This window comes from Phaeacidiphilus oryzae TH49 (assembly GCF_000744815.1).
GTDB lineage: Bacteria > Actinomycetota > Actinomycetes > Streptomycetales > Streptomycetaceae > Phaeacidiphilus > Phaeacidiphilus oryzae.
Window position 1 is genome coordinate 57,633 of the sequence record NZ_JQMQ01000004.1, and the last position, 22,138, is coordinate 79,770.

At 73.5% G+C, this 22,138-nt stretch carries 23 protein-coding genes; 17 read left to right on the top strand and 6 right to left on the bottom strand.

Annotated elements, in window-relative coordinates; genetic code table 11:
* Positions 1 to 4: 4 nt before the first annotated feature.
* The 3 genes from BS73_RS38040 to BS73_RS00420 all read right to left on the bottom strand — a co-directional run bounded on the left by BS73_RS38040 (position 5) and on the right by BS73_RS00420 (position 1,135).
* Entirely contained in the window at positions 5 to 169 is a 165-nt protein-coding gene (locus BS73_RS38040; protein WP_161789612.1) for a DUF6126 family protein, read from the bottom strand.
* Positions 166 to 792 carry a helix-turn-helix domain-containing protein gene (locus BS73_RS00415; protein WP_037568417.1) on the bottom strand — a complete coding sequence of 209 codons (627 nt, stop codon included), beginning with the start codon at positions 790 to 792 and terminating at the stop codon, positions 166 to 168. The genes BS73_RS38040 and BS73_RS00415 overlap by 4 nt, the downstream gene beginning before the upstream one ends.
* A 64-nt stretch (positions 793 to 856) precedes the next feature.
* Entirely contained in the window at positions 857 to 1,135 is a 279-nt protein-coding gene (locus BS73_RS00420; RefSeq protein ID WP_037568419.1) for a metal-sensitive transcriptional regulator, read from the bottom strand.
* Positions 1,136 to 1,324: 189 nt separating this feature from the next.
* Here BS73_RS00420 and BS73_RS00425 point away from each other — a divergent pair, with 189 nt between their 5' ends.
* From BS73_RS00425 to BS73_RS00450, 6 genes are all read left to right on the top strand, one after another.
* Positions 1,325 to 2,692, top strand: a complete 1,368-nt coding sequence (locus BS73_RS00425) for an MBL fold metallo-hydrolase (RefSeq protein WP_037568421.1) — start codon at positions 1,325 to 1,327, stop codon at positions 2,690 to 2,692.
* Positions 2,693 to 2,740: 48 nt separating this feature from the next.
* Entirely contained in the window at positions 2,741 to 3,109 is a 369-nt protein-coding gene (locus BS73_RS00430) for a rhodanese-like domain-containing protein (RefSeq protein ID WP_037568422.1), read from the top strand.
* Complete coding sequence (locus tag BS73_RS00435; protein ID WP_037568424.1) at positions 3,106 to 3,855, top strand: sulfite exporter TauE/SafE family protein; 750 nt, start codon at positions 3,106 to 3,108, stop codon at positions 3,853 to 3,855. The genes BS73_RS00430 and BS73_RS00435 overlap by 4 nt, the downstream gene beginning before the upstream one ends.
* Positions 3,856 to 3,905: 50 nt before the next feature.
* Positions 3,906 to 4,496, top strand: coding sequence for a rhodanese-like domain-containing protein (locus BS73_RS00440; RefSeq protein ID WP_037568426.1), 591 nt, complete (start codon positions 3,906 to 3,908; stop codon positions 4,494 to 4,496).
* Positions 4,497 to 4,513: 17 nt separating this feature from the next.
* A complete protein-coding gene (locus BS73_RS00445; protein ID WP_051938948.1) occupies positions 4,514 to 5,779 on the top strand; it encodes an MFS transporter in 1,266 nt (421 codons plus the stop codon).
* 213 nt (positions 5,780 to 5,992) lie between these two features.
* The gene (locus tag BS73_RS00450) at positions 5,993 to 6,253 is read left to right on the top strand and encodes a hypothetical protein (protein WP_037568427.1); all 261 of its coding nucleotides are present in this window, start codon (positions 5,993 to 5,995) and stop codon (positions 6,251 to 6,253) included.
* On the opposite strand, the gene BS73_RS00455 is transcribed toward BS73_RS00450, so the two are convergent.
* Positions 6,213 to 7,220 (bottom strand): DMT family transporter, encoded by a 1,008-nt coding sequence (locus tag BS73_RS00455; protein ID WP_084703663.1) that lies wholly within the window; start codon positions 7,218 to 7,220, stop codon positions 6,213 to 6,215. The two genes, BS73_RS00450 and BS73_RS00455, sit on opposite strands and share 41 nt — an antisense overlap.
* A gap of 73 nt (positions 7,221 to 7,293) precedes the next feature.
* Here BS73_RS00455 and BS73_RS00460 point away from each other — a divergent pair, with 73 nt between their 5' ends.
* The 3 genes from BS73_RS00460 (at position 7,294) to BS73_RS00470 (ending at position 10,294) form a co-directional block, all read left to right on the top strand.
* Positions 7,294 to 7,776: an Lrp/AsnC family transcriptional regulator gene (locus BS73_RS00460; RefSeq protein ID WP_152617461.1), complete on the top strand. Its 483-nt coding sequence runs from the start codon at positions 7,294 to 7,296 to the stop codon at positions 7,774 to 7,776.
* Positions 7,777 to 7,869: 93 nt separating this feature from the next.
* Complete coding sequence (gndA, locus tag BS73_RS00465; protein ID WP_037568431.1) at positions 7,870 to 9,309, top strand: NADP-dependent phosphogluconate dehydrogenase; 1,440 nt, start codon at positions 7,870 to 7,872, stop codon at positions 9,307 to 9,309.
* 208 nt (positions 9,310 to 9,517) lie between these two features.
* On the top strand, positions 9,518 to 10,294 hold the full coding sequence (locus BS73_RS00470; protein ID WP_235215219.1) for a cutinase family protein: 777 nt from the start codon (positions 9,518 to 9,520) through the stop codon (positions 10,292 to 10,294).
* A 70-nt stretch (positions 10,295 to 10,364) separates the two neighbouring features.
* Here the strand turns inward: BS73_RS00470 and BS73_RS00475 are convergent, their stop codons facing one another.
* Together BS73_RS00475 and BS73_RS00480 are read right to left on the bottom strand one after the other, a co-directional pair.
* The gene (locus BS73_RS00475; RefSeq protein ID WP_235215220.1) at positions 10,365 to 10,589 is read right to left on the bottom strand and encodes an acyl-CoA carboxylase subunit epsilon; all 225 of its coding nucleotides are present in this window, start codon (positions 10,587 to 10,589) and stop codon (positions 10,365 to 10,367) included.
* Positions 10,590 to 10,601: 12 nt separating this feature from the next.
* Complete coding sequence (locus tag BS73_RS00480) at positions 10,602 to 12,164, bottom strand: acyl-CoA carboxylase subunit beta (protein ID WP_037568433.1); 1,563 nt, start codon at positions 12,162 to 12,164, stop codon at positions 10,602 to 10,604.
* Positions 12,165 to 12,378: 214 nt separating this feature from the next.
* Here BS73_RS00480 and BS73_RS00485 point away from each other — a divergent pair, with 214 nt between their 5' ends.
* From BS73_RS00485 to BS73_RS00520, 8 genes are all read left to right on the top strand, one after another.
* Positions 12,379 to 13,434: a methyltransferase gene (locus tag BS73_RS00485; RefSeq protein WP_037569314.1), complete on the top strand. Its 1,056-nt coding sequence runs from the start codon at positions 12,379 to 12,381 to the stop codon at positions 13,432 to 13,434.
* A 14-nt stretch (positions 13,435 to 13,448) separates the two neighbouring features.
* Positions 13,449 to 14,714 carry a cytochrome P450 gene (locus BS73_RS00490; RefSeq protein ID WP_051938951.1) on the top strand — a complete coding sequence of 422 codons (1,266 nt, stop codon included), beginning with the start codon at positions 13,449 to 13,451 and terminating at the stop codon, positions 14,712 to 14,714.
* Positions 14,711 to 15,115: an SCP2 sterol-binding domain-containing protein gene (locus BS73_RS00495; protein WP_037568435.1), complete on the top strand. Its 405-nt coding sequence runs from the start codon at positions 14,711 to 14,713 to the stop codon at positions 15,113 to 15,115. Before BS73_RS00490 ends, BS73_RS00495 begins: the two co-directional genes overlap by 4 nt.
* A 51-nt stretch (positions 15,116 to 15,166) precedes the next feature.
* Entirely contained in the window at positions 15,167 to 16,411 is a 1,245-nt protein-coding gene (locus tag BS73_RS00500) for an NAD(P)/FAD-dependent oxidoreductase (protein ID WP_037568437.1), read from the top strand.
* A 65-nt stretch (positions 16,412 to 16,476) separates the two neighbouring features.
* Entirely contained in the window at positions 16,477 to 17,766 is a 1,290-nt protein-coding gene (locus BS73_RS00505; RefSeq protein WP_051938953.1) for a cytochrome P450, read from the top strand.
* A complete protein-coding gene (locus BS73_RS00510; RefSeq protein WP_051938955.1) occupies positions 17,753 to 19,333 on the top strand; it encodes a class I adenylate-forming enzyme family protein in 1,581 nt (526 codons plus the stop codon). Before BS73_RS00505 ends, BS73_RS00510 begins: the two co-directional genes overlap by 14 nt.
* Entirely contained in the window at positions 19,330 to 20,571 is a 1,242-nt protein-coding gene (gene hemA, locus BS73_RS00515; protein WP_037568439.1) for a 5-aminolevulinate synthase, read from the top strand. Before BS73_RS00510 ends, hemA begins: the two co-directional genes overlap by 4 nt.
* Positions 20,568 to 22,115, top strand: a complete 1,548-nt coding sequence (locus BS73_RS00520; RefSeq protein WP_051938957.1) for a long-chain-fatty-acid--CoA ligase — start codon at positions 20,568 to 20,570, stop codon at positions 22,113 to 22,115. Before hemA ends, BS73_RS00520 begins: the two co-directional genes overlap by 4 nt.
* Positions 22,116 to 22,138 lie beyond the last annotated feature (23 nt).

Genomic DNA, 22,138 nt, shown 5'->3' on the forward strand with positions numbered 1-22,138 from the left:
TCACCTAGTGCTTGGGGGCGAAGGTGAACATCAGCAGGATCAGCGCCACCAGCAGGTGGAGGGCGAAGATGTAGATGAACACCCGGGCGGCCACCCGCCGCTCGGTACGGGTGCTGCCGTCGTCGGCCGCGCCGGCGGAGGAGGGGCGGGGGTGGGAGGGGGCGGTCATCGGTGTCCTCCGATGCACAGGTCGGCGGTTGAGCTCTGGAGCAGGGTGTGGACGAAGAGGAGGTCGGTCCCCGCACTGGTGGCGGCGGCCAGCCGGTGCGGCCGCATCGAGTCGAAGTGTGCGGAGTCGCCCGGATCGAGCCGGTACTCCTCGTCGTCGAGGGCCAGCCGCAGCCGGCCGTCCAGGACGTACAGCCACTCCTCGCCGGGATGGACGCGGACCACGTGGTCCTGCACCTCCGGGGGGATGTGGACGCGCAGCGGCTGCATGGCGCGCCCGGGCAGTCCGGCCGCGCGGTAGATCCAGCCGCCGGCCCGGCCGGTCACGTCCGCGGCCGCCGCGGCGGCGCGGATCACCGGCTCGTCGGCCGGTTCGCCCTCCCCGAGGAGGGCCGAGACCGGCTTGCCGTAGGCTCTGGAAAGGCCCAGGAGTACGGGCAGGGACGGCTGGCGCCGGCCGGTCTCCAGCCGCGACAGGTGGGCGGGGGACAGGCCCACGCGGGCGGCCGCGGACTCCAGGCCGAGGCCCGCGGAGCGGCGCAGTTCGCGGAGCCGGGCGCCTAGCCCGGGCAGGGCCTCCGCGGGGAGCCCTGCATCCGGCTGCGGGGTGGACGCATCGAGCATGCCTCCAGTGGACCGCTGCTTCGCCTCAGAGGCAAACGTTTTGCCTCTGAGGCAAAAAGCCCGCTCAGGCGAGCGCCAGAAAGAGCTTCTCCAGCTCCTCCTCGGTCATCGGCGCGGTCCGCGCGCCCTCCTCGCCCTCGGCGGCGGTCATGCACTGCCGCATCCCGCTGGCCACGATCTTGAATCCGGCGCGGTCCAGCGCCCGGGAGACCGCTGCGAGCTGGGTGACCACGTCCTTGCAGTCCCGGCCCGCCTCGATCATCGCGATCACCCCGGCCAGCTGGCCCTGGGCCCGGCGCAGGCGGTTGAGCACCGCGCCCACTGCTTCCTCGTCCACCTGCACGGGTTCTCCTTCGAGCTGCGACGGCCGGGCAACGAATACCCGTCGGGGTATCAACGATACCCTGGTGGGTATAACCGACGGCCTCTCGCCCTCCATTCCCGCAGTGGCTCGCCGGAATACCCGAGGGGGTATATGGTCGTTGGTGGGAGACATACCCCCACCGGTATCCGCGATCCTGAGGAGAGGCGCATGTACTTCGTGGAGACGCTGGCCCTGACCGGGCTGGGCAACCGCAGCTACCTGGCCGGCGGAGAGGACTCCGCGGTCGTGATCGACCCGCCGCGAGACGTCGACCAGGTTCTCGCGGCCGCGGCCCGCCGCGGGGTCCGCATCACCCACGTCGCCGAGACCCACCTCCACAACGACTACGTCACCGGCGGCCTCGAACTGGCCCGGCTGACCGGGGCGGCCTACCTGGTCCCGGCCGGCGCCCAGGTCGGCTTCGACCGGGTGCCGGTCGCCGACGGGGACACCGCCGAGGTGGAGGCGGAGCTGATGCTGCGCGCGGTCGCCACCCCCGGCCACACCCCCCACCACACCTCGTACGTGCTGCTCGACGGCGGGGAGCCGGTGGCCGCCTTCACCGGCGGCTCGCTGCTGATCGGCACCGTCGGCCGGCCCGACCTGGTCGAGCCCCGGCTCACCGAGCAGCTCGCCCGCGCCCAGCACGCCTCCGCCCACCGGCTCGCCGAGCTCCCCGACGAGGTCACGGTGCTGCCCACCCACGGGTTCGGCAGCTTCTGCTCCTCCGCCCAGGCCGCGGGCGAGTCCAGCACCATCGGCGCCGAGAAGACGCGGAACGCGGCCCTTCTGAAGGACGTGGACGCGTTCGTCGCCGACCTGCTGGCCGGCCTGGACGACGTGCCCGCGTACTACACCCACATGGGCCCGGCCAACGCCGCCGGCCCGGCCCCGGTCGACCTCACCGCGCCGAAGCGGGCCGACGCCGCCGGGATCGCCGAGCGGCTGGCCGCCGGCGAGTGGGTGGTGGACCTGCGCAACCGGGTCGCCTTCGCCGAGGGCCACCTGGCCGGCAGCTACAACTTCGAGCTGGACGGGCAGTTGGCCACCTACCTGGCCTGGCTGATCCCGTGGGGCAAGCCGGTGACGCTGCTGGCCGAGACCCCCGAGCGGATCGCCGCCGCCCAGCGCGAACTGGCCCGGGTCGGCATCGACCGGCCCGCCGCGGCCGCCACCGGCGAGCCGCGGGACTGGGCCCGGGACGAGTCCGAGCTCGGCTCCTTCCGCCGCTCCGACTTCGCCGGCCTCGCCGAGGCCCGCGAGCGCGGCGAGGAGCCGCCGGTGGTCCTGGACGTCCGCCGGGACTCCGAGCGGGCCGCGGCCTCCATCCCCGGCTCGGCGCACATCCCCCTCCACGAACTCCGCGACCGGCTCGGCGAGGTACCGGCCGGGACGGTGTGGGTGCACTGCGCCGGCGGGATGCGGGCCGGCATCGCCGCCTCGCTGCTGGACGCGGTCGGCCGCGCTGTGGTCGCGGTCGACGACTCCTTCGACACCGCGATTCAGCTCGGCCTGGTCACCCCGACCGCCGGCTGAACCCCTCGGGCGAGCACGCCCCCACCACCGCCCCCAGGAGGATCCCCCATGCCGAACTTCGCCTGTCACCAGGGCCCGGAGCAGATCAGCGCGGCCGACGCGGACCGGCGCGTCCGCTCCGGCGAGGCCGTGCTGCTGGACGTCCGCGAGGCCGACGAGTACGCCGCGGGCCACGCCCCCGCCGCCGCCTGGCAGCCGCTGGTCGTGGTGGCCGCCGGGGCCGACCTGCCCGGGCCGGCCGCGGACGGCCGCCCGGTGCTGGTCGTCTGCCGCTCCGGCAACCGCTCGCAGCGGGCCGCCGAGGTGCTGGCCGCCCGCGGGGTGGCGGCGCTCAACGTCTCCGGCGGGATGCGCGCCTGGGCCGCCGCCGGCCTCCCGGTGGTCGACAACGCCGGAGGGGACGGGCAGGTCATATGACCACGATCGTCCTCGCACTGATCGCCGGCGCCGTGGTGGGCCTGGCCCTCGGCGGACTCGGCGGCGGCGGAAGCATGCTCACCGTCCCCGCGCTGATCTACCTGCTGGGCTTCAGTGCCAAGCAGGCCACCACCGCCAGCCTGATCATCGTCACCATCACCTCCCTCACCGGACTCCTCGCCCATGCCCGGGCCGGACGGGTGCGGTGGCGCACCGCGCTGCCGTTCACCCTGGCCGGGCTGCCGTTCGCGGCGCTGGCCGGACTGGCCTCCTCGGCGGTGCCGGGAGCGGTGCTGACCGCGGCCTTCGCCCTGCTGGCCGGCTTCGCGGCCTGGCGGATGATCGCCCGGCGGCGCGGCCCCGCGGGCCCGGGGGCTCCGGCCGGAATCGGCAGGACCGCCGCGAGCGGCGCCGGACTCGGCCTGGTCACCGGCTTCCTGGGGGTCGGCGGCGGCTTCCTGGCGGTCCCCGCCCTGGTCTCCGTGCTGGCCCTGCCGATGACCGAGGCGATCGGCACCAGTCTGCTGGTCATCACCGCCAACAGCACCGCCGCGCTGATCCCCCGGCTGGGCAGTGCCGCGAGCATCGACTGGGCCGTCGTCGGGCCGTTCACCGCCGCGGCGGTGCTCGGCGCCTGGGACGGCAAGCGCCTCGCCGACAAGCTCTCCGGGGTCGCCCTGCAGCGGATCTTCGCCGTCGCGCTGCTGGTGGTCGCGGCCCTGATGCTGGTCAGCGTCCTCGCCTGAGGACGCCCGGCCGGCACCCTCTCCACCCCTTCGAAAGGAACACCTCTTCCATGCCCACGCCCAACACCGCCACCGCTGTCTCCTCCGCCCTGACCGCGGATCAACTCCGGTCCCGCCTCGAGCAGCTGACGGTCATCGACGTGCGCTCCCCGGGCGAGTACGCCTCCGGCCATGTGCCCGGGGCGCACAACATCCCGCTGGACCGGCTCAAGCAGGCACTGCCCGCGCTGCGGGACGCCGCAGGACGCGGTGAGCTCGCCGTCGTCTGCGCCTCCGGCTCCCGCTCCCAGACGGCCTGCAAGCAGCTGGCCGAGGCCGGCATCCCGGCCGCTACCCTGATCGGCGGCACCTCCGCCTGGACCGCCGCGGGCAACCCGGTGAACCGGCCGGCGGGCGCCCGCAGGGTGTGGGCGATGGACCGTCAGGTCCGCCTGGTGGCCGGCTCCCTGGTCGCCGTCGGCGTGCTGCTCGACCTGGCCGTCCCGGGCCTGCGCTGGGTCTCCGCCGCGGTCGGCGGCGGGCTGGTCTTCTCCGCCCTGAGCAACACCTGCGCGATGGGCAACCTCCTCGGCCGGCTCCCCTTCAACCGCGGCACGGCGAGCTGCGACCTGGACACCACGCTCGCCGCGCTGAAGAGGTAGCGGGGAACACGTCGACCATGTCGACACCGCCCACACCGCCGATCGCGGCCTCCCTCGCGGCCCGGCCCGCCGTGCGCCTCGGACTGCGGGCGAACCGTTCGCAGTTCACCCTCCTCGTCGTGGTCAACCTCTGCGTCGGCGGGCTGGTCGGCCTGGAACGGACCACCGTGCCGCTGATCGGCACCGAGGTGTTCCGGCTGGCCGACGACCTCGCGGTCTTCTCCTTCATCGCCGCCTTCGGCGTCACCAAGGCGCTCACCAACCTGGCCGCGGGCGCGCTCACGGCCAGGTTCCGGCGCAGGCGGCTGCTGCTGGCGGGCTGGCTGGCCGGCGTCCCGGTGCCCTTCGTGCTGGCCTGGGCGCCGTCCTGGGGCTGGATCGTGGCGGCGAACGTGCTGCTCGGTCTCAACCAGGGGCTGGCCTGGTCGATGACGGTCAACATGAAGATCGACCTGGTCGGGCCGGCCCGCCGGGGGCTGGCCACCGGGCTGAACGAGGCCGCCGGCTACACCGCCGTCGGCGCGACCGCCCTGGTCACCGGCTATCTCGCGACCGCTTACGGGCTGCGCCCCGCCCCCGAACTCCTCGGCGTCCTCTTCCTGGCCGCCGGGCTCGGGCTCTCCCTGGTGGTCCGGGACACCGGCGCCCATGCGGCGCTCGAACTGGCCCGGCACGGCGGCCCGCCGGCCCGGCGTGCCGGGGCCGGCTTCGGCGCCGTCTTCGCCGAGACCTCCTGGCGCGACCGCTCGCTGCGCGGCGCCAGCCAGGCCGGTCTTGTCAACAACCTCAACGACGGCCTCACCTGGGGCGTCTTCCCGCTGCTCTTCACCGGCCACGGGCTCGGCCTGGCCGCCGTCGGACTGATCAAGGGCCTGTACCCGATCCTGTGGGGTCTCGGCCAGGTGCCCACCGGCCACCTCGCGGACCGCGTCGGCCGCAAGCCCCTGATCGTCGCCGGCATGCTGGTGCAGTCCGCCGGCTTCGTCCTCGCCCTCGCGCTGATCGGCCATCCGCTCTTCGCCGGGATCGCCTCGGCGGTGCTCCTCGGTCTCGGCACCGCCATGGTCTACCCGGCCCTGCTGGCCTCGGTCTCCGACCACGCCCATCCCGCCCACCGGGCCAACGCCCTCGGCACGTACCGGTTCTGGCGGGACATCGGCTACGCCGCGGGCGCCGTGGTCGCCGGTCTGCTGGCCGACACCCTCGGGCTGGACGCGACCGTCATCGCCGCCGCCGCGCTGACCGCGGGCTCCGGGCTGCTCGCCGCCCGCTGGATCGTCTGACGCCCGTCCCTCGACGCACCGAGCGCATGCCAATGGCACACGCCCCCGGAATCGCAACCGTAGCCGGGGAGGCTCGTTAGGGCTGGCATAGCGCTGGGGCGGCCGGAGGCGGCGCGAGGGGAGCAGGAACGTTCCCTCGGGCCCGCGTCGCGGCGTTCCCCAGGTATGTGGCCTACCTGCCCTCGGTACCGGACGCACGTCGCTGGAGCTGCCATGACATCCGACCGCCCGACACCCCGCCCACCGCTGCACAAGCTGTTCGCGGTCTCCCGGGAGCTGGCCGACACCCTCGAACTCTGGGCCGAGGTGGCCGGCACCCGTACGGTCGGCCCCGGCGCCCGGTTGATCGTGCAGTTCGACCGGGCGGCCACGCTGGGCACGCCGACCCTGGTGATGGCCACCATCCCGCTCGGCCACGAGGCGGCCGCGCAGCTCACCGCCGTGGTCCGACAAGGCCTCGACCAGCTCGGCTGATCCCGGGGTCGCCGCCGGCCTCGGTGACGGTGGCGGCCTCGGTGACGGTGGCGGGCCCGGCGCCGGTCCGCTGCGGCCGGCCCGGCAGGCAGGCCGCGCACGTGCCGGCCAGGATCAGTCCGCAGCCGGCCCAGGCGGCGGGGGAGAGGCGCTCGTGCAGCGCCAGCACCCCGATCAGCGCCGCGGCCAGCGGTTCGGCTAGGCTGAGGGTCCCGGCCGTGGTGGCCCGGACCCGGCGGAGGCCCGCCGTGAAGAGCCGGTACGCCGCCGCGGTCGCGACCAGGCCGAGCCAGCCGACCAGGGCGAGGCCGCGGCCGTCGTGGACCGGCGCCGGGCCCGCGACCATCCAGGGCAGCAGCGGGACGGCCCCCGCCAGCAGCGAGATCGCGGACAGCGCGGGCAGGTCGGCGGCGGGGTTCGCGGTGGCCAGCCGCTTCGCGAAGACCGTGTACAGGCCGTAGCAGGCGCCCGCGGTCACGGCGAGGAGGAGGCCCAGCGGGTCCACCCGTGCCGCGCCCGGGGCGAGCAGCAGGGCGCAGCCGGCCACCGCCGCGACCGTCCCGGCGAGCCAGCCCGCGCCGGTCCGCTCGCCGGACACCCAGCGGGCGCACAGCCCCGTCGCGGCCGGCGCGGTGCCCAGCGCGATCACCGTGGCCAGGGCCGCCCCGGTGCGGGCCACCGAGGAGAGGAAGGCCGCCTGGTACAGCCCGGTCGAGAGGGCGCAGACCAGCAGCGGCCGCAGCACCGTCCGCAGCACGGCCCGGCTCGCGAGGGCCCGCAGCCGGCCCGGGCGGACGGTGAGCGCGGCCAGCGCCAGCCCGCCGACCAGCAGCCGCCAGCCGCCCAGCGCCACCGGGGAGAGGTCGCCGCCCGCGAGCAGCTGGGCGGGGCCCACGGTGCCCCACAGCACTGCCGCGCCGAGCACCAGGGCCATGCCGGCCGGGGTGCCGTTCCTTCGTGCATCCATGGCCCGGGAGACTAGGCAGAACAGCAGGCCTGCGGGGCGACCGCCGTATGTCGTTCGGCATACCATGGATTTCGTGGAACTTGATGCGCTGGACCGGGCCCTGCTGCGGGAGCTGCAGAACGATGCCCGGCAGACCAACCGCGAGCTGGCCGCGAAGACCGGTGTCTCGCCGTCCACCTCGCTGGAGCGGGTCCGGCTGCTCCGCCGCCGGGGCGTGATCACCGGCTACCACGCGGTGCTCGACCTCGACGCGGCCGGACGGCCGGTCCAGGCGCTGATCTCGGTCCGGATCCGCCCGCCGGCCCGTGCCGTCATCGAGGGCTTCCGGGAGTGGGCGGCCAGGCTGCCCGAGGTGATCGGCCTCTTCGTCACCTCCGGCACCCACGACTTCCTGATCCATGTGGCCGTGCCGAACGTGGACAGCGTCTACGCCTTCGTGATCGACCGGCTCACCGAGCGGCGCGAGGTCGCCGACGTGCAGACCACGATGGTCTACGAGCATGTGCAGACCCGCTGCGTGGAGCCGGCCGCGGCCGACCCGGCCCGGGCCGGCTAGCTCGCGGCCGAACGGGTGGGCGGACCTCCGGGGCGGCGGCCGGATACCGAGATCAACGGGAAAGCGCGGACGATTCCGCCTAGGGTCGGCGCTATGGCTGAGAAGGCGGAGATCGGTGTCACCGGACTCGCGGTGATGGGACGGAATCTGGCGCGCAACCTCGCTCGGCACGGGCACCGGGTCGCGGTGCACAACCGGACCGAGGCGCGCACGCGGTCGCTGGTGGAGGAGTTCGGCTCGGAGGGCGACTTCCTCCCGGCCTACAGCGCCCAGGAGTTCGTGGACGCGCTGGAGCGCCCGCGGCGGCTGGTCGTCATGGTCAAGGCCGGCGGGCCCACGGACGCGGTGATCGAGGAGTTCGCCCCGCTGCTGGAGCCCGGGGACATGATCGTGGACGGCGGCAACGCCCATTACCTGGACACCCGGCGGCGGGAGAAGGCGCTCCGTGAGCGCGGCATCCACTTCGTGGGCACCGGGATCTCCGGCGGCGAGGAGGGCGCGCTGAACGGGCCGAGCATCATGCCCGGCGGGTCGGCGGAGTCCTGGGAGGCGCTCGGACCGCTGCTGACCGACATCGCGGCGGTCGCCGAGGGCGAGCCCTGCTGCAGCCACCTGGGCCCGGACGGCGCCGGGCACTTCGTCAAGATGGTCCACAACGGCATCGAGTACTCGGACATGCAGCTCATCGCCGAGGCCTACGACCTGCTGCGCAGCGGGCTGGGCAAGAAGCCGGCGGAGATCGCGGAGACCTTCCGGAAGTGGAACGAGGGGCGGCTGGACTCCTATCTGATCGAGATCACCACCGAGGTCCTCGCCCATACCGACGCCGACACCGGCAAGCCCTTCGTGGACATCGTGCTGGACCAGGCCGAGCAGAAGGGCACCGGCCGCTGGACCGTGCAGACCGCGCTGGACCTGGGCATCCCGGTGACCGGCATCGCCGAGGCGACCTTCGCCCGTTCGCTCTCCGGCAGCGCCGGGCTGCGCGAGGCGACCGAGGGGGTGCTGCCCGGCCCCGAACGGAAGGCGCTGACCGGGGCGGAGGCGGACGGCTTCGCCGACGCGATCGAGGAGGCGCTCTTCGCGTCCAAGATCGTGGCCTACGCCCAGGGCTTCAACATGATCCAGGCCGGTTCCGCGGAGTACGACTGGAACATCGACCTGGGGGCGGTGGCCCGGCTGTGGCGGGGCGGCTGCATCATCCGCGCCCGCTTCCTGAACCGGATCACCGAGGCCTACGCCGAGGACCCGGCGCTGCCCACGCTGCTGACCGCGGACTACTTCCGGGACGCGCTGGCCGGCGCGCAGACCGGCTGGCGCCGGGTGGTGGCCGAGGCCGCCCGGCTGGGCATTCCGGCCCCGGGCTTCTCCAGCGCCCTGGCCTACTACGACGGGCTGCGCGCGGCCCGCCTGCCGGCCGCCCTGATCCAGGGCCTGCGGGACTACTTCGGCGCCCACACCTACCACCGCACCGACCGCTCCGGGACCTTCCACACCCTCTGGGGCGGCGACCGCACCGAGGTCGAGCCGTGACCACCGGGTGATCGACCGGGTGACACCGGCTGAATCCCGGCCAACCTCAGCCGCCCCCAAGCCATTTGGGAGGCGGCTGAGTCGTTCTCGGGGCCCTGGGGCGGAAGCCGGGGTTCTATGTACATACGCGTTCGCAAACACTACTGTGTGACGCGGACAGGACAGGGCACCGAGTCCTGCCGTCCAGCCACAGGGGGAACAGACCATCGTGAAGGCAATCAGCCTGGTTCGCCGTGCCGCCGCCGTCACCGCCTCGGCGGCGGCGCTCGCACTGACCGCCGCCGTCGCCCCGGCCACCGCTCACGCGGACGCTCCGGGCCACTACTACATCGAGGTCGGCGGCACTGGGGCCACGCCGCCGGCGCCGCACTGCACCTACTCCTACGACGCCGCGAACGGGGCACTCCGACTCGGCTCCGCCGCGATCCCGGTGTGCTACCCGGCCACCGCCGGACCGGTCATCGGCACCAGCGGTCCGCTGGTCGACCTCGGCAACGGTCAGGTGCACCCGGACGCACTGACGGCGCCGAGCTTCGACGCCAGCGTCCAGCAGGGCTACCGGAACACGCTGAAGGCGGCCGAGGACACCTACCACGCCCATCCGAACGCGCGCATCACGATCACCGGCTACTCGCAGGGCGCACTGGTCGCGGACCAGGTGCTGCAGACCATCGCGCACGGCACCGACATCCCGAGCTCGCAGGTGGACGGCATGCTTTACGCCGACCCGATGCAGCCCGGCACCGGCCTCGGCACCCTCCTCCCCAAGGGGGTGGGCATTCCCGGCCTGATCACCTCGCCGGGCGCGGGGCCGGTCGACTTCGGCCGCATCCCGGTCGAGCGGTACTGCCTGACCGGCGACCCGATCTGCAATGTCACGCCCACCGACCTCGGAGGCTATGTCAGGCAGCACCCCCGCTACCCCACCGACGTCATCCCGCAGACCCTCGGCCGGGACGGCGGCAACGGCACCACCATGCTGTAGAGCCCACCGCCGGGTGAGGACGGGCCCCGGGAACCGGTCGACAGCGACCGGTTCCCGGGGCCCGTCCCGCTCAACGGCGCCAGCTGGTGGGGGAGTGGTAGGGGGCGTCGCGCTCGGGCCTGGTCCAGCGGGGCCCGGACGGCGCCGGGCGGCCGGGATCCGGGCCGGTCCCGCCCGCGCGGGTGAGGAGCACCGCGGTCAGCGCGGCGAGCTCGTCCTCGGCGAGGCTGCCGCGCTCGACACGGATCAGCGGGCCGGATTCCGGCACGACGGTCACTGTCATGGTCACGGTCATGGGCTGGGCTCCTCACTGCGGTGGGTTGCCGTGCTTGCGCTGGGGCAGGTCGGCGTGCTTGGTGCGCAGCATGTGCAGGGAGCGGATGAGGACCTCGCGGGTCTCGGCGGGGTCGATGACGTCGTCGACCAGTCCGCGTTCGGCCGCGTAGTAGGGGTGGATGAGCTCGGCCTTGTACTCCTTGACCATGCGCCGGCGCATGGCCGAGCCCGCCTCCGGACTCTCAGCGTCGGCGGCGGCGATCTGGCGGCGGAAGATGACGTTGGCGGCGCCCTCGGCGCCCATCACCGCGATCTCGTTGGTGGGCCAGGCGTAGGACAGGTCCGCGCCCACCGAGCGGGAGTCCATCACGATGTAGGCGCCGCCGTAGGCCTTGCGCAGGATCAGCGAGATCCGCGGGACGGTGGCGTTGCAGTAGGCGTACAGCAGCTTGGCGCCGTGCCGGATGATGCCGCCGTGCTCCTGGTCCACCCCGGGCAGGAAGCCGGGCACGTCCAGCAGGGTGAGGATGGGGATGTTGAAGGCGTCGCACATCTGCACGAAGCGGGCGGCCTTCTCGCTGGCGTTGATGTCCAGCACCCCGGCCAGGGCCTGCGGCTGGTTGGCCACGATCCCCACCACCTGGCCGTCCATCCGGGCCAGGGCCACGATCACGTTGGTCGCCCAGCGCTCGTGGATCTCCAGGTACTCGCCCTCGTCCACCAGGGACTCGATCACCGCGCGCATGTCATAGGGCCGGTTGCCGTCCGCGGGCACCAGGTCCAGCAGGTCCTCGCAGCGCCGGCTCGCGGGGTCCTCGGTGACCTGCGCGGGCGGCATCTCCCGGTTGTTGGCCGGCAGCAGCGACAGGAGGTAGCGCACCTCCTCCAGGCAGGACTCCTCATCGTCGTAGGCGAAGTGGCACACCCCAGAGACCTCGGCATGCACGTCCGCGCCGCCCAGGCCGTTCTGGGAGACCTGCTCGCCGGTGACGGCCTGGACCACGTCCGGGCCGGTGATGAACATCTGGCTGGTCTCGCGGACCATGAAGACGAAGTCGGTGAGCGCTGGGGAGTAGGCCGCGCCGCCCGCGCACGGGCCCAGCATCACCGAGATCTGCGGGATGACCCCGGAGGCCCTGGTGTTGCGCTGGAAGATCCCGCCGTAGCCGGCCAGCGCGGTCACGCCCTCCTGGATCCGGGCGCCGGCCCCGTCGTTGAGGGAGATCAGCGGCGCGCCCGCGGCGATGGCCATGTCCATGATCTTGTGGATCTTGGTGGCGTGGGCCTCGCCCAGCGCCCCGCCGAAGATCCGGAAGTCATGGGCGTAGACGAACACCGTCCGCCCGTGCACGGTCCCCCAGCCGGTGATCACCCCGTCGGTGTAGGGCTTCTTGTTCTCCAGCCCGAACCCCGAGGCCCGATGCCGCCGCAACGGCTCCACCTCGTTGAAGGACCCCTCGTCCAGCAACAACGCGATCCGCTCCCGCGCCGTCAGCTTGCCCTTGGCATGCTGCGCCTCGGTCGCCCTCTCACTCGGACCCGCCACAACCTGGTCCCTGATCCGGCCGAGTTCCTCGACCTGCTCGGTCAGCATCCGGCTCCTCGTCGCTCGGTGTTCCGCCGCGGACGGCCTCCGCACCCTCCGTCTCTACCGCCGCGGTCTTGAGGCCGACTCGAACGGCACTCAGGCCCGGTGCGCGCGCCGTCCGCCCAGCCGGATTTGAGCACCGCTCTAGGCCGCCCGGCCAGCATCGGTTCCCAGAACGGAAGACCCGCGCCATCGGAATTGCGGCCGCAAAGGGATGCAGATGACCATTGTCAGCAGTACTCCGCCGAGTGAATTCGAGGACACGAGCACCGCGGCGATCACCACACTGCGCGAGATCGCGTTGGCCGCCGCCGCGCCCGCGGCACTGCGGGCCGCCATCCGGACGGGCGTCGCCGACGCGGTCGGGGACGCCCCCGTCCCGCTGGACCGGCTGGCCAAGGAGCTGGCGGTGGACGCCGGAGTCCTCGGGCGGCTGCTGCTCAACCTGGAGCAGTACGGCGTCTTCGCCCGCACTCCGGACGGCTACACCCACACCGCGACCTCCCGGCTGCTACGCGAGGACGACCCGCACAGCCTGAAGTACTGGGTCCTGTGGGTCACCGAGCCGTGGGCCTGGGAATTGTGGCCGCATCTCGACGAGGCCGTCCGCAACACCGGGAAAAACCTCTTCGAGGAGAAATACGGCGCCGAATTCTTCGCCTACCTGCACAAGGAATGGCCGGATTCCACGGAGATCTTCAACCGGTCCCAGACCGAGCTGAGCCGGCTCACCTCGGCGGCACTGGCCGAGGCGCTGGACCTGTCCGGGGTGCGGACCCTGGCGGACGTCGGGGGCGGCCGCGGCTACACGCTGTCCACCCTGCTGGAGGCGAACCCGGGGCTGCACGGCACCCTGGTCGACCTGCCGGCCGCCGTCGCCCACCCGGACCCGCGGCTCCGTCCCGGTGGCGCGCTGGCCTCCCGCTCCCGCGTGGTGGAGGGCGACTGCCTGCGGCGGATCCCGGTCGAGGCCGACGTCTACCTCTTCAAGAGCATCCTGGAGTGGGACGACGAGCGGACCGTCACCGCGCTGCGGAACGCCGCCGAGGCCGCCCGTCCGGACAGCCGGATCCTGGTCGCCACCAACCTGGTCGACGACAGCCCGGAGATCCGCTACGCCACCGGCATCGACCTCCTCTTCCTGCTGAACACCAACGGCCGCCGGCACACCAGGAGCGGCATCACCGGGCTGGTGGAGCGGGCCGGCCTGCGGGTCGAGGGGGTCAGCGCGGTCCGCCCCCTCCTCCACGTGGTCGAGGCCGCCGTCCGCCGCTGACCGAGGAGGCCAGGATGACCACCCAGACCACGGCCCCGCCCGGGGCCGGAGCCGAGCACGACGCCAACGAGGCGCTGGCGGAGATCCTCTTCTCGCCCGAGGGCAGGATCGACCCGTACGCGCGCTACCACCGGCTGCGGGCCGCAGCGCCCGTCCACCGCAGTCCGATGGGGATGTGGGCGCTCACCCGCTACCAGGACGTCTTCGAGGCGCTGCGGGACAAGCGGGTCGGCAAGGACGTCCACGCCTTCCTGGCCGGCCGGTTCAGCGGGGAGTGGGAGCAGCACGCGGCCCTCCGCAGGCTGGCCTCCACCATGCTCTGGGCGAATCCGCCCGAGCACACCCGGATGCGCCGGATCGTCAATGCCGCCTTCACCAAGGAACGGGTGCTGCGGCACCGCGCGTTCGTCGAGCGGCGGGTGGCGGAACTGCTCCAGCCCTTCATCGAGGCCGGCGGCGGGGACATCTGCAACGACTTCTGCTATCTGCTGCCGATCAGCGTGGTCGCCGGCCTGGTCGGCGTCCCGCAGGAGGAGGCGCCGGGGCTGCGGGCGCCGATCCGGGACTTCCAGCGGACCTTCGAGCTGGGGATGACCGCGCTGGAACTGCGGGTGGCGGACGAGGCGGCGGAGTACCTCGACGACTACTTCCGCGCCCTGGTGGCCCGGAAGCGGCGGGAACCCGGCGACGACCTCCTCTCCGCGCTGATCGCCGCCGAGGACGACGACCCGCTGGACGACGGCGAGTTGGCCGTCATGTGCCATATGCTCATCGCGGCCGGCTCGGAGACCGCCACCCACTTCCTCGACAACGGCATCCGGCTGTTCATCGAGCACCCGGACCAGGCGGAGCTGGTCCGCCGCGACCCCGCCCTGCTGACCAGGGCGATCGAGGAGGTGCTCCGCTACGACCCGCCGGTGCACATCCTGCCCCGGACGGTCAGCGAGCCGCTGGAGGTGAACGGCCTGCGGATCCCGGCGGGCTCCCGGCTGATGCTGCTGATCGCGGCGGCCAACCGGGACCCCGAGCGGTTCACCGACCCGGACGTCTTCGACGTCACCCGGGACCAGGGGATGTCCATCTCCTTCGGCGCCGGCATCCACGGCTGCCCCGGCTGGCGGCTGGCGCGACTGCAGGCGGAGGCCGTCTTCGGCACCCTGCTGCGCCGCTTCCCGCAGCTGGAGATCACCGAGCCGCCGCGCCCGCAGCCGCGGGTCACCCTGCCCGGCCTGGAGGCCCTCCGGGTACGGCTGGGCCCGGACGCGGGGGAGGTCCGATGACCACCGCCACGGCACTCCGCTTCCTCTCCGAGGCGTATCTGGCGGAGCTGGCGGGGCTCCCCCCGCAGCGGGGGCGGCCGGTGCCCGGGGTGGGCGCCCGGGTCGGCTTCCGGGTGCCGGACGCCCCCGAGGGGCCGGCCGAGTTCTCGCTGCTGGTCGAGGAGGGCCTGGTGGCGGGGACCGCTCGCGGCCTGCCCGCGGGCGCGGACCTGGAGATCACCGCGGCCTACCGCGACCTGGCGGAGTTCCAGGAGGGCAGCCTCCACGCCGCCACCGCCTTCGTCACCGGCCGGTTCGCGGTGACCGGTGACAAGGCCAAGCTGCTCGACCTGATGGTGGTGCTCCAGTCCGGGCGGTACCACGAGCACACCGCTGACCTGTGGGCCCGGACCACGCTGTGAGGAACCAGGAACCAGGAACCAGGGAACCAGGCACTGACAGGAGGACGAACGATGCGCGGTGAGTACGACGTCGTCGTGGTGGGCGGAGGCCCCAGCGGCGCCACTGCCTCGGCGCTGCTGTCCATGTGGGGCCGGCGGGTGCTGCTGCTGGAGAAGGAGAAGTTCCCCCGCTACCACATCGGCGAGTCGCTGATCCCCGGGATCACCCCGGTCATCCAGGAGCTGGGCGCCACCAGCGCCCTGGAGGCCCTGGAGCCCCTGGGCGCCCAGCGGAAGAACGGCGTCACGCTGATCTGGGGCCCCAGCCCCGAGCCGTGGACCATCCGCTTCGACGAGATCGCCTCGGACGCCCCCGTCCGGGAGGCCGGCGCCCGCCCGTACGCCTACGAGGTGAAGCGGGCCGACTTCGACAACATGCTGCTGACCCACTCCCGCCGGGCCGGCACCACGGTGATCGAGGAGGCCCACGTCCGCCAGCCGATCTTCGAGGGCGAGCGGTGCGTCGGCGTCCGGTACACCACCGGCAGCTCGGACGAGGCGGTCGACGTCCGGGCCCCGCTGGTGATCGACGCCTCGGGACAGGCCAAGCTGATGGGCCGGCGCTTCGGCAGCGTGGACTGGCACTCGGACCTGAAGAACCTCGCGGTGTGGACCTACTACCAGGGCGGCAGCCGGCTCGACGGGGACGACGCCGGGAACATCGTGGTGGAGGCCTGCCCGCCGGGCTGGCTCTGGATGATCCCGTTCAGCGACGGCACCTGCAGTGTGGGCTATGTCGCGCCCAGCGAGAGGTTCGCCACCTCGGAACTGCTCCCGGCGGACCTCCTCTACCGCCAGATCGGCGAGACCGCGCAGATCAGCAAGCTCCTCTCCGGCGCGGTGGAGGTCTCCCAGGTGCGCACGGCCAAGGACTGGTCGTACACCTGCGAGCGGATGAGCGGCCCCGGCTTCCTCCAGGTCGGCGACGCGGCGGCGTTCATCGACCCGCTGTTCTCCACCGGGGTGATGCTCGCCCTCAAGGGCGGCTCGCTGGCGGCGCACGCGGCGCACCGCGTCCTCGACGACCGGGACTCGGAGTCCCGGCTGCTGGAGTCCTACGAGAAGGAGTACCACGCGGTCCTGGACGTGGTGATCGACTTCGTCCGGTTCTTCTACGACCAGAACAAGGAGGTCGAGGAGTACTTCGAGAAGGCCCGCGACCTGATCGACCCGGCGGACCTGCGGAAGGCCCGGGAGGACTTCATCGTCCTGGTCTCCGGGCTGGCCAAGGCGGTCGAGGGCTGGGAGCTCGCCTAGGGGAGGCGGACATCCTCCCGGCCCCGACCCGCCCCTCGTCCACGAAAGGCTGGCAGATCCCGACGATGAACCAGACCGTGCCGGCGAGTGACGTCGACCCGTTCGCTCCCGAGGTCCTCGCCGATCCCTACCCGATGTACACGAGCCTGCGCGAGGCCGGCCCGCTCGTCTGGCTGGAGCGCTACGGGGTCTGGGCCTCCGCGCGGTACGCCACCGTGCGGGCGGCCGTCCTCGACCACGACACCTTCAGCTCCGCGACCGGGGTCGGGCTCGCGGACCTGTCCCGCCGGCAGCCCGCCTCGGACCGGGACGCCGGAATGGCGGGCGGCGACCGGGAGGCCGGCTGGCGTACCCCCAGCCTGCTGCTGGAGCAGGACCCGCCGGACCACACCAGGGCCCGCCGGGTGGTCGGCTCCGTCCTCTCGCCGAGCGCGGTCCGGGCCAAGGCCGACGCGTGGGCGGCGGAGGCCGAGACCATGGTCCGCGCGCTGGTCGGCACCGGCGAGTTCGACGCGGTGAGCAGGCTGGCCCAGGAGTTCCCGCTGCGGCTCTTCGCGGACGCCGTCGGGCTGCCCCGGGAGGGCAGGGCGGAGCACCTGCTGCCCTTCGCGGACTTCGCCTTCAACGCCTTCGGCCCGCCCAACGAGCTCTTCCGCAAGTCGGTCTCCTCGGGGAACACCGCACTGCCCTGGGTGGTCCGGCACTGCTACCCCGACCGGCTGGACCCGGACGGCTGGGGCGCGCGGATCCACGCCCTGGCCCTCCGCGAGGGGTACAGCCGGGACGAGGGCGCGGTGCTGGTGCGCTCGCTGCTGGCCGCCGGGATCGACACCACGGTACGGTCCCTCGGCACGGTGCTGTGGCTGCTGGCCACCCACCCCGAGCAGTACGCGGAGCTGCGCGCCCGGCCGGAGCTGATCCGGCCGGCCTTCGACGAGGCGGTGCGCCTGGAGTCGCCGACCCGGATGTTCTTCCGCTCGGTCACCGCGGACACCGTCCTGGACGGGGTGGAGCTGCCCGCGGGCAGCCGGCTGCTGCTCCTCTTCGGGGCGGCCAACCGGGACCCGCGCCGCTGGGACCGGCCGGAGGAGTTCGACATCACCCGCAGGTCCGGCGGCCATCTGGGCTTCGGGGTGGGCATCCACGCCTGCGTCGGGCGGATCGTCGCCTATCTGGAGGCGGAGGTCATGCTCCGGGCGCTGATCCGGTGGGCGCCCGTCCTGCGGGCCGGCGGACCGCCGCGCTGGCACCTCAACAACACCATCCGGGGCCTGGCCGAGCTTCCGCTCACCCTGGCCTCCGGTGAAGAGACCGGCGGCAGCCGGCCGAACGGAGGAGACGATGGCCCGCACTGACCCCTGGTGGTCCGGGCACGGCGGCTATGCCGCCCGGATCATGTCGGCACTGGCGGCGGAGCCGGACCGGACGGCCGTCCACTGGCGCGGCCGGGCGGTCGGCGCCGCCGACTTCGCCGGGGCGGTCACCGGCACCGCCCGGACCCTCCGCGAGCACGGGGTGGGCCCGGGCCGGGTGCTCGGCGTACTGGTCGCCCCGAACAGCCCGGACATGCTCTCCGCCCGCTACGCCGCCCATCTGGTGGGCGCGGCGGTCTGCTATCTCCGCTCCACCAACGCCGGCTCCACCGGCCCGGTGCTCTCGGCGGACGAGCAGCTGCGGATCCTCCTCGACACCGGCGCCGCCGCCCTGCTGGCCGACGCCGAGAACGAGGAGCGGGCGCGGACCCTGGTGGAGCGGGCCCGCGGCCGGATCGCGCTGCTCGGCGCCGCCGAGGCGCGAAGCGTCCGGGAGGAGCCGGGCCCGGCGGCCGCCTGGGACCCGCCGGCGCCCGCCGTGATCGGCCTGACCAGTGGAAGCACCGGCCGTCCCAAGGGCATCCTGCTCTCCGCGCGCGGCTGGACCAGCCGGGTCGAGGCGGCGATGGCCTCCAGCACCCCGGGCGAGGAGGTCCGGATCCTGGTGGTCACCCCGCTCAGCCACACCGTCGGCCCGATGGCCGACGCGGTGCTCGCCTCCGGCGGCAGCGTGCTGCTCCATGAGCGGATGCGCCCGGAGGAGGTGCTGCGGGCCGTCGAGGAGCACCGCGTCACCCGCACCTACCTGGCCACCCCGCACGTCTACGAGCTGGCCGACCGCTATCGGGCGGACGGCGGCGACCTGTCCTCGCTGCGGCAGGTGGTCTACGGCGGCTGCCCGGCCTCGCCCACCCGGATCGTCGAGGCGGCCGAGCTGCTGGGACCCGTCCTGGTCCAGGGCTACGGCGCCAGCGAGAGCGGCCGGATGACCTTCCTCGGCCCCCACGACCACCTGGACCCGGAGACCGCCGGCACCGTGGGCCGCCCCTTCCCCGGCGTACGGATCAAGGTCTGCCGACCGGGCACCGACCAGGAGGCGCCGGCCGGCGAGACCGGTGAGGTCTGCGTCAGCTCCCCGCACCTGATGGAGGGGTACTGGGGCGACCCGGCGCGTACCGCGCGGACCCTGCGCGGGGGCTGGTACCACACCGGCGACCTCGGCCATCTGGACGCCCAGGGCAGGCTGCACCTCCTCGGCCGGATCGCCGACGTGGTGAAGACCGAGGGGATCAAGGTCTATCCGGCGATCGTCGAGCGGGAGATCCTCCGGATGCCCGCGGTCGCCCAGGCGGCGGTCTACGGGGTCCGCGACGAGAGCGACATCGAACACGTCCATGCGGCGGTCGTGCCCCGAGCGGGCGCGCGCGTCACCGCCGAGGAAGTCCGCGACCGGGTCGGCGCGGCGCTGTCCGGGCTGCACGCGCCCGAGGAGGTGCTGCTGCTGGACGCGATGCCGCTCAGCACCTCGGGCAAGCCGGACCGCAGCCTGCTGCGCCGGAAGAGCAGTGCCCTGGTCGGAACCGCGTCCGGAAGGTGGTCCCAGACATGAGTACCCAGCAGAACCAGCACCTTGAGCACTTCGCCCGCGAGATGGACCGGTTCGGCGACCGGCGGCGGGAGTTCCTGGAGATCGGCCGCCGGGCCGGGCGCTTCCCCAGTGCCATCGCCAGGCTGGGCGGGGAGGAGACCGCCGACAAGGAGATCAGCGTCTGGTGCAGCAACGACTACCTCGGCATGGGCCAGCACCCGGTGGTCCTTGAGGCGGTCAAGGACGCGGTGGACGCCTTCGGCGCCGGCTCCGGCGGCTCCCGCAACATCGGCGGCACCAACCACTACCACGTCCTGCTGGAGCGGGAGTTGGCGGCGCTGCACGGCAAGGAGGCGGCCATCGTCTTCCCCTCCGGGTACACCGCCAACGACGGGGCGCTCTCGGTGCTGGCCGGCCGGGCACCCGGCACCCTGGTCCTCTCCGACGAGCTCAACCACGCCTCGATCATCGACGGGCTGCGGCACAGCCGTGCGGAGAAGAAGATCTTCCGGCACAGCGACACCGGGCATCTGGCGGAGCTCCTCGCGGCCGCCGACCCGGACCGGCCGAAGCTGGTGGTGCTGGAGTCGGTGTACTCCATGTCCGGGGACGTCGCCCCGCTGGCCGAGGTGGCCGAGCTGGCCGCCCGCCACGGTGCCACCACCTACCTGGACGAGGTGCACGCGATCGGCATGTACGGCCCGCAGGGCGCCGGAATCGCCGCCCGCGAGGGCCTGGACGGGGAGTTCACCGTCATCATGGGGACGATGGCCAAGGGCCTGGGCACGGCCGGCGGCTACATCGCGGGACCGGCGGCGCTGGTGGACGCGGTCCGGGCGTTCTCCCGCTCGTTCATCTTCACCACCTCGCTGCCGCCGTCCACCGCGGCCGGCGCGCTGGCCGCCCTCCAGCACCTCCGCTCCTCTGAGTACGAGCGGAACCGGCTCGCCGAGAACGCCCGGCTGCTGCACCGGCTGCTCAGGGAGCGCGGCATCCCGTTCATCTCGGCCGACACCCACATCGTCTCGGTCTTCGTGGGCGACGACCGGAAGTGCCGCCGGGCCTCGGCGCTGCTGATGGAGCGGCACGGGATCTACGTCCAGCCGATCAACGCGCCGAGCGTCCGGGAGGGCGAGGAGATCCTCCGGGTGGCGCCCTCGGCGACCCACACCACCACCGACATCGAGAAGTTCGCCGGTGCGCTGGACGGCATCTGGCAGGAGCTCGGCCTGCCGGTCGACGTCCCCGGGCGCCCGTGATCTCGCTGGCCGCCGTGCTCGCCGAGACGGCGGCACGGCGTCCCGAGCATCCTGCGGTGGTCTTCGGTTCCGAGGTGCTGACCTACCGCCGGCTCTGGGAGGCGGCCCGGCGGTACGCCGCCGTGCTGGCCGGCCGCGGGATCACCGCGGGGGACCGGGTGGCCCTGCTGCTGGCCGACTCCCCGCACTTCCCGATGGCCTACTACGGGGCACTGGCTCTGGGGGCCACCGTGGTGCCGGTCAACACCCGGCTGAAGGCCGAGGAGATCGGCTATCTGCTGGGCGACTCCGGGGCGGCACTGCTGCTCTGCGAGGACCGGCTGCTGGCGGCGGGCGGAGAGGCCGCCCGGGCGGCCGGCACCGCGGTGCTGCCGTTGGGCGAGCTCGCCGCGCGCGCCCGGGAGGCCGTGCCGATCGGGCACTGGCTGCCGCGGGCGCCGGAGGACATCGCGGTGGTGCTCTACACCTCGGGCACCACGGGCCGGCCGAAGGGGGCCATGCTCACCCATCTGGGGCTGGTCCTGAACATCACCGTCACCAGGGAGTCGCCGTTCGCCTTCGGCCCGGAGGACGTCCTCCTCGGGGCGCTTCCGCTGTCCCACACCTTCGGCCAGATCTGCGGGATGGGGGTCTGCTTCCGGGCCGGCGGCACCCTGGTGCTGATGCCCTCCTTCGAGGCGCAGCGGGCGGTGCGGCTGATGGCCGAGCAGCGCTGCACGGTCTTCATGGGGGTGCCGACGATGTACCACGCGCTGCTGGAGACCCGCGGCTCCCCGCGCCCCCGGCTGCTCCGCGCCTACTCCGGCGGCTCCGCGCTGCCGGTCAGGGTCCTGGAGGACTTCGAGCGGGAGTTCGGCTGCCCGGTCTACGAGGGCTACGGGATGACCGAGACCTCGCCGGTGATCGCCTACAACCAGCCCGGGGCGGTCCGCCGCCCCGGCACCGTGGGCCTCCCGGTCTGGGGGGTGGCGGCGGAGATCGCCCGGGCGGACCTCGAGGACCGCGTCGAGCTGCTGCCGGCGGGGGAGATCGGCGAGGTGGTGATCCGCGGGCACAATCTGATGGCCGGCTACCTGGGCCGGCCGGAGGCCACCGCGGCGGCCGTGGTGGACGGCTGGTTCCGCTCCGGCGACCTGGGCGTCAAGGAGGAGGACGGCTACCTCCGCATCGTGGACCGGAAGAAGGACATGGTGCTGCGGGGCGGCTACAACGTCTATCCACGGGAGATCGAGGAGGTCCTGCTGCGGCATCCGGCGGTGGCCGAGGCCTCGGTGATCGGCCTGCCCGACCCCCGGTACGGGGAGGAGGTCTGCGCGGTGGTCCGGGCCGCGTCCGGTGCGACGGGCGGGCCCGAGCTGGGCGCCGACATCACCGCCTGGGCGCGGCAGCGGATGGCGGCGTACAAGTACCCGCGCCGGGTGGAGTTCGTCGACGCCTTCCCGGTCGGCGCCAGCGGCAAGGTGCTGAAGCGGGCACTGGTGGCCCGTTTCGCGGGCGGGAACGGCGGGTCCGGAACGGCGGTTCCGGATTCGACCGATCCTTGAGTGCCCCCTGCCAGAGTTGCGGC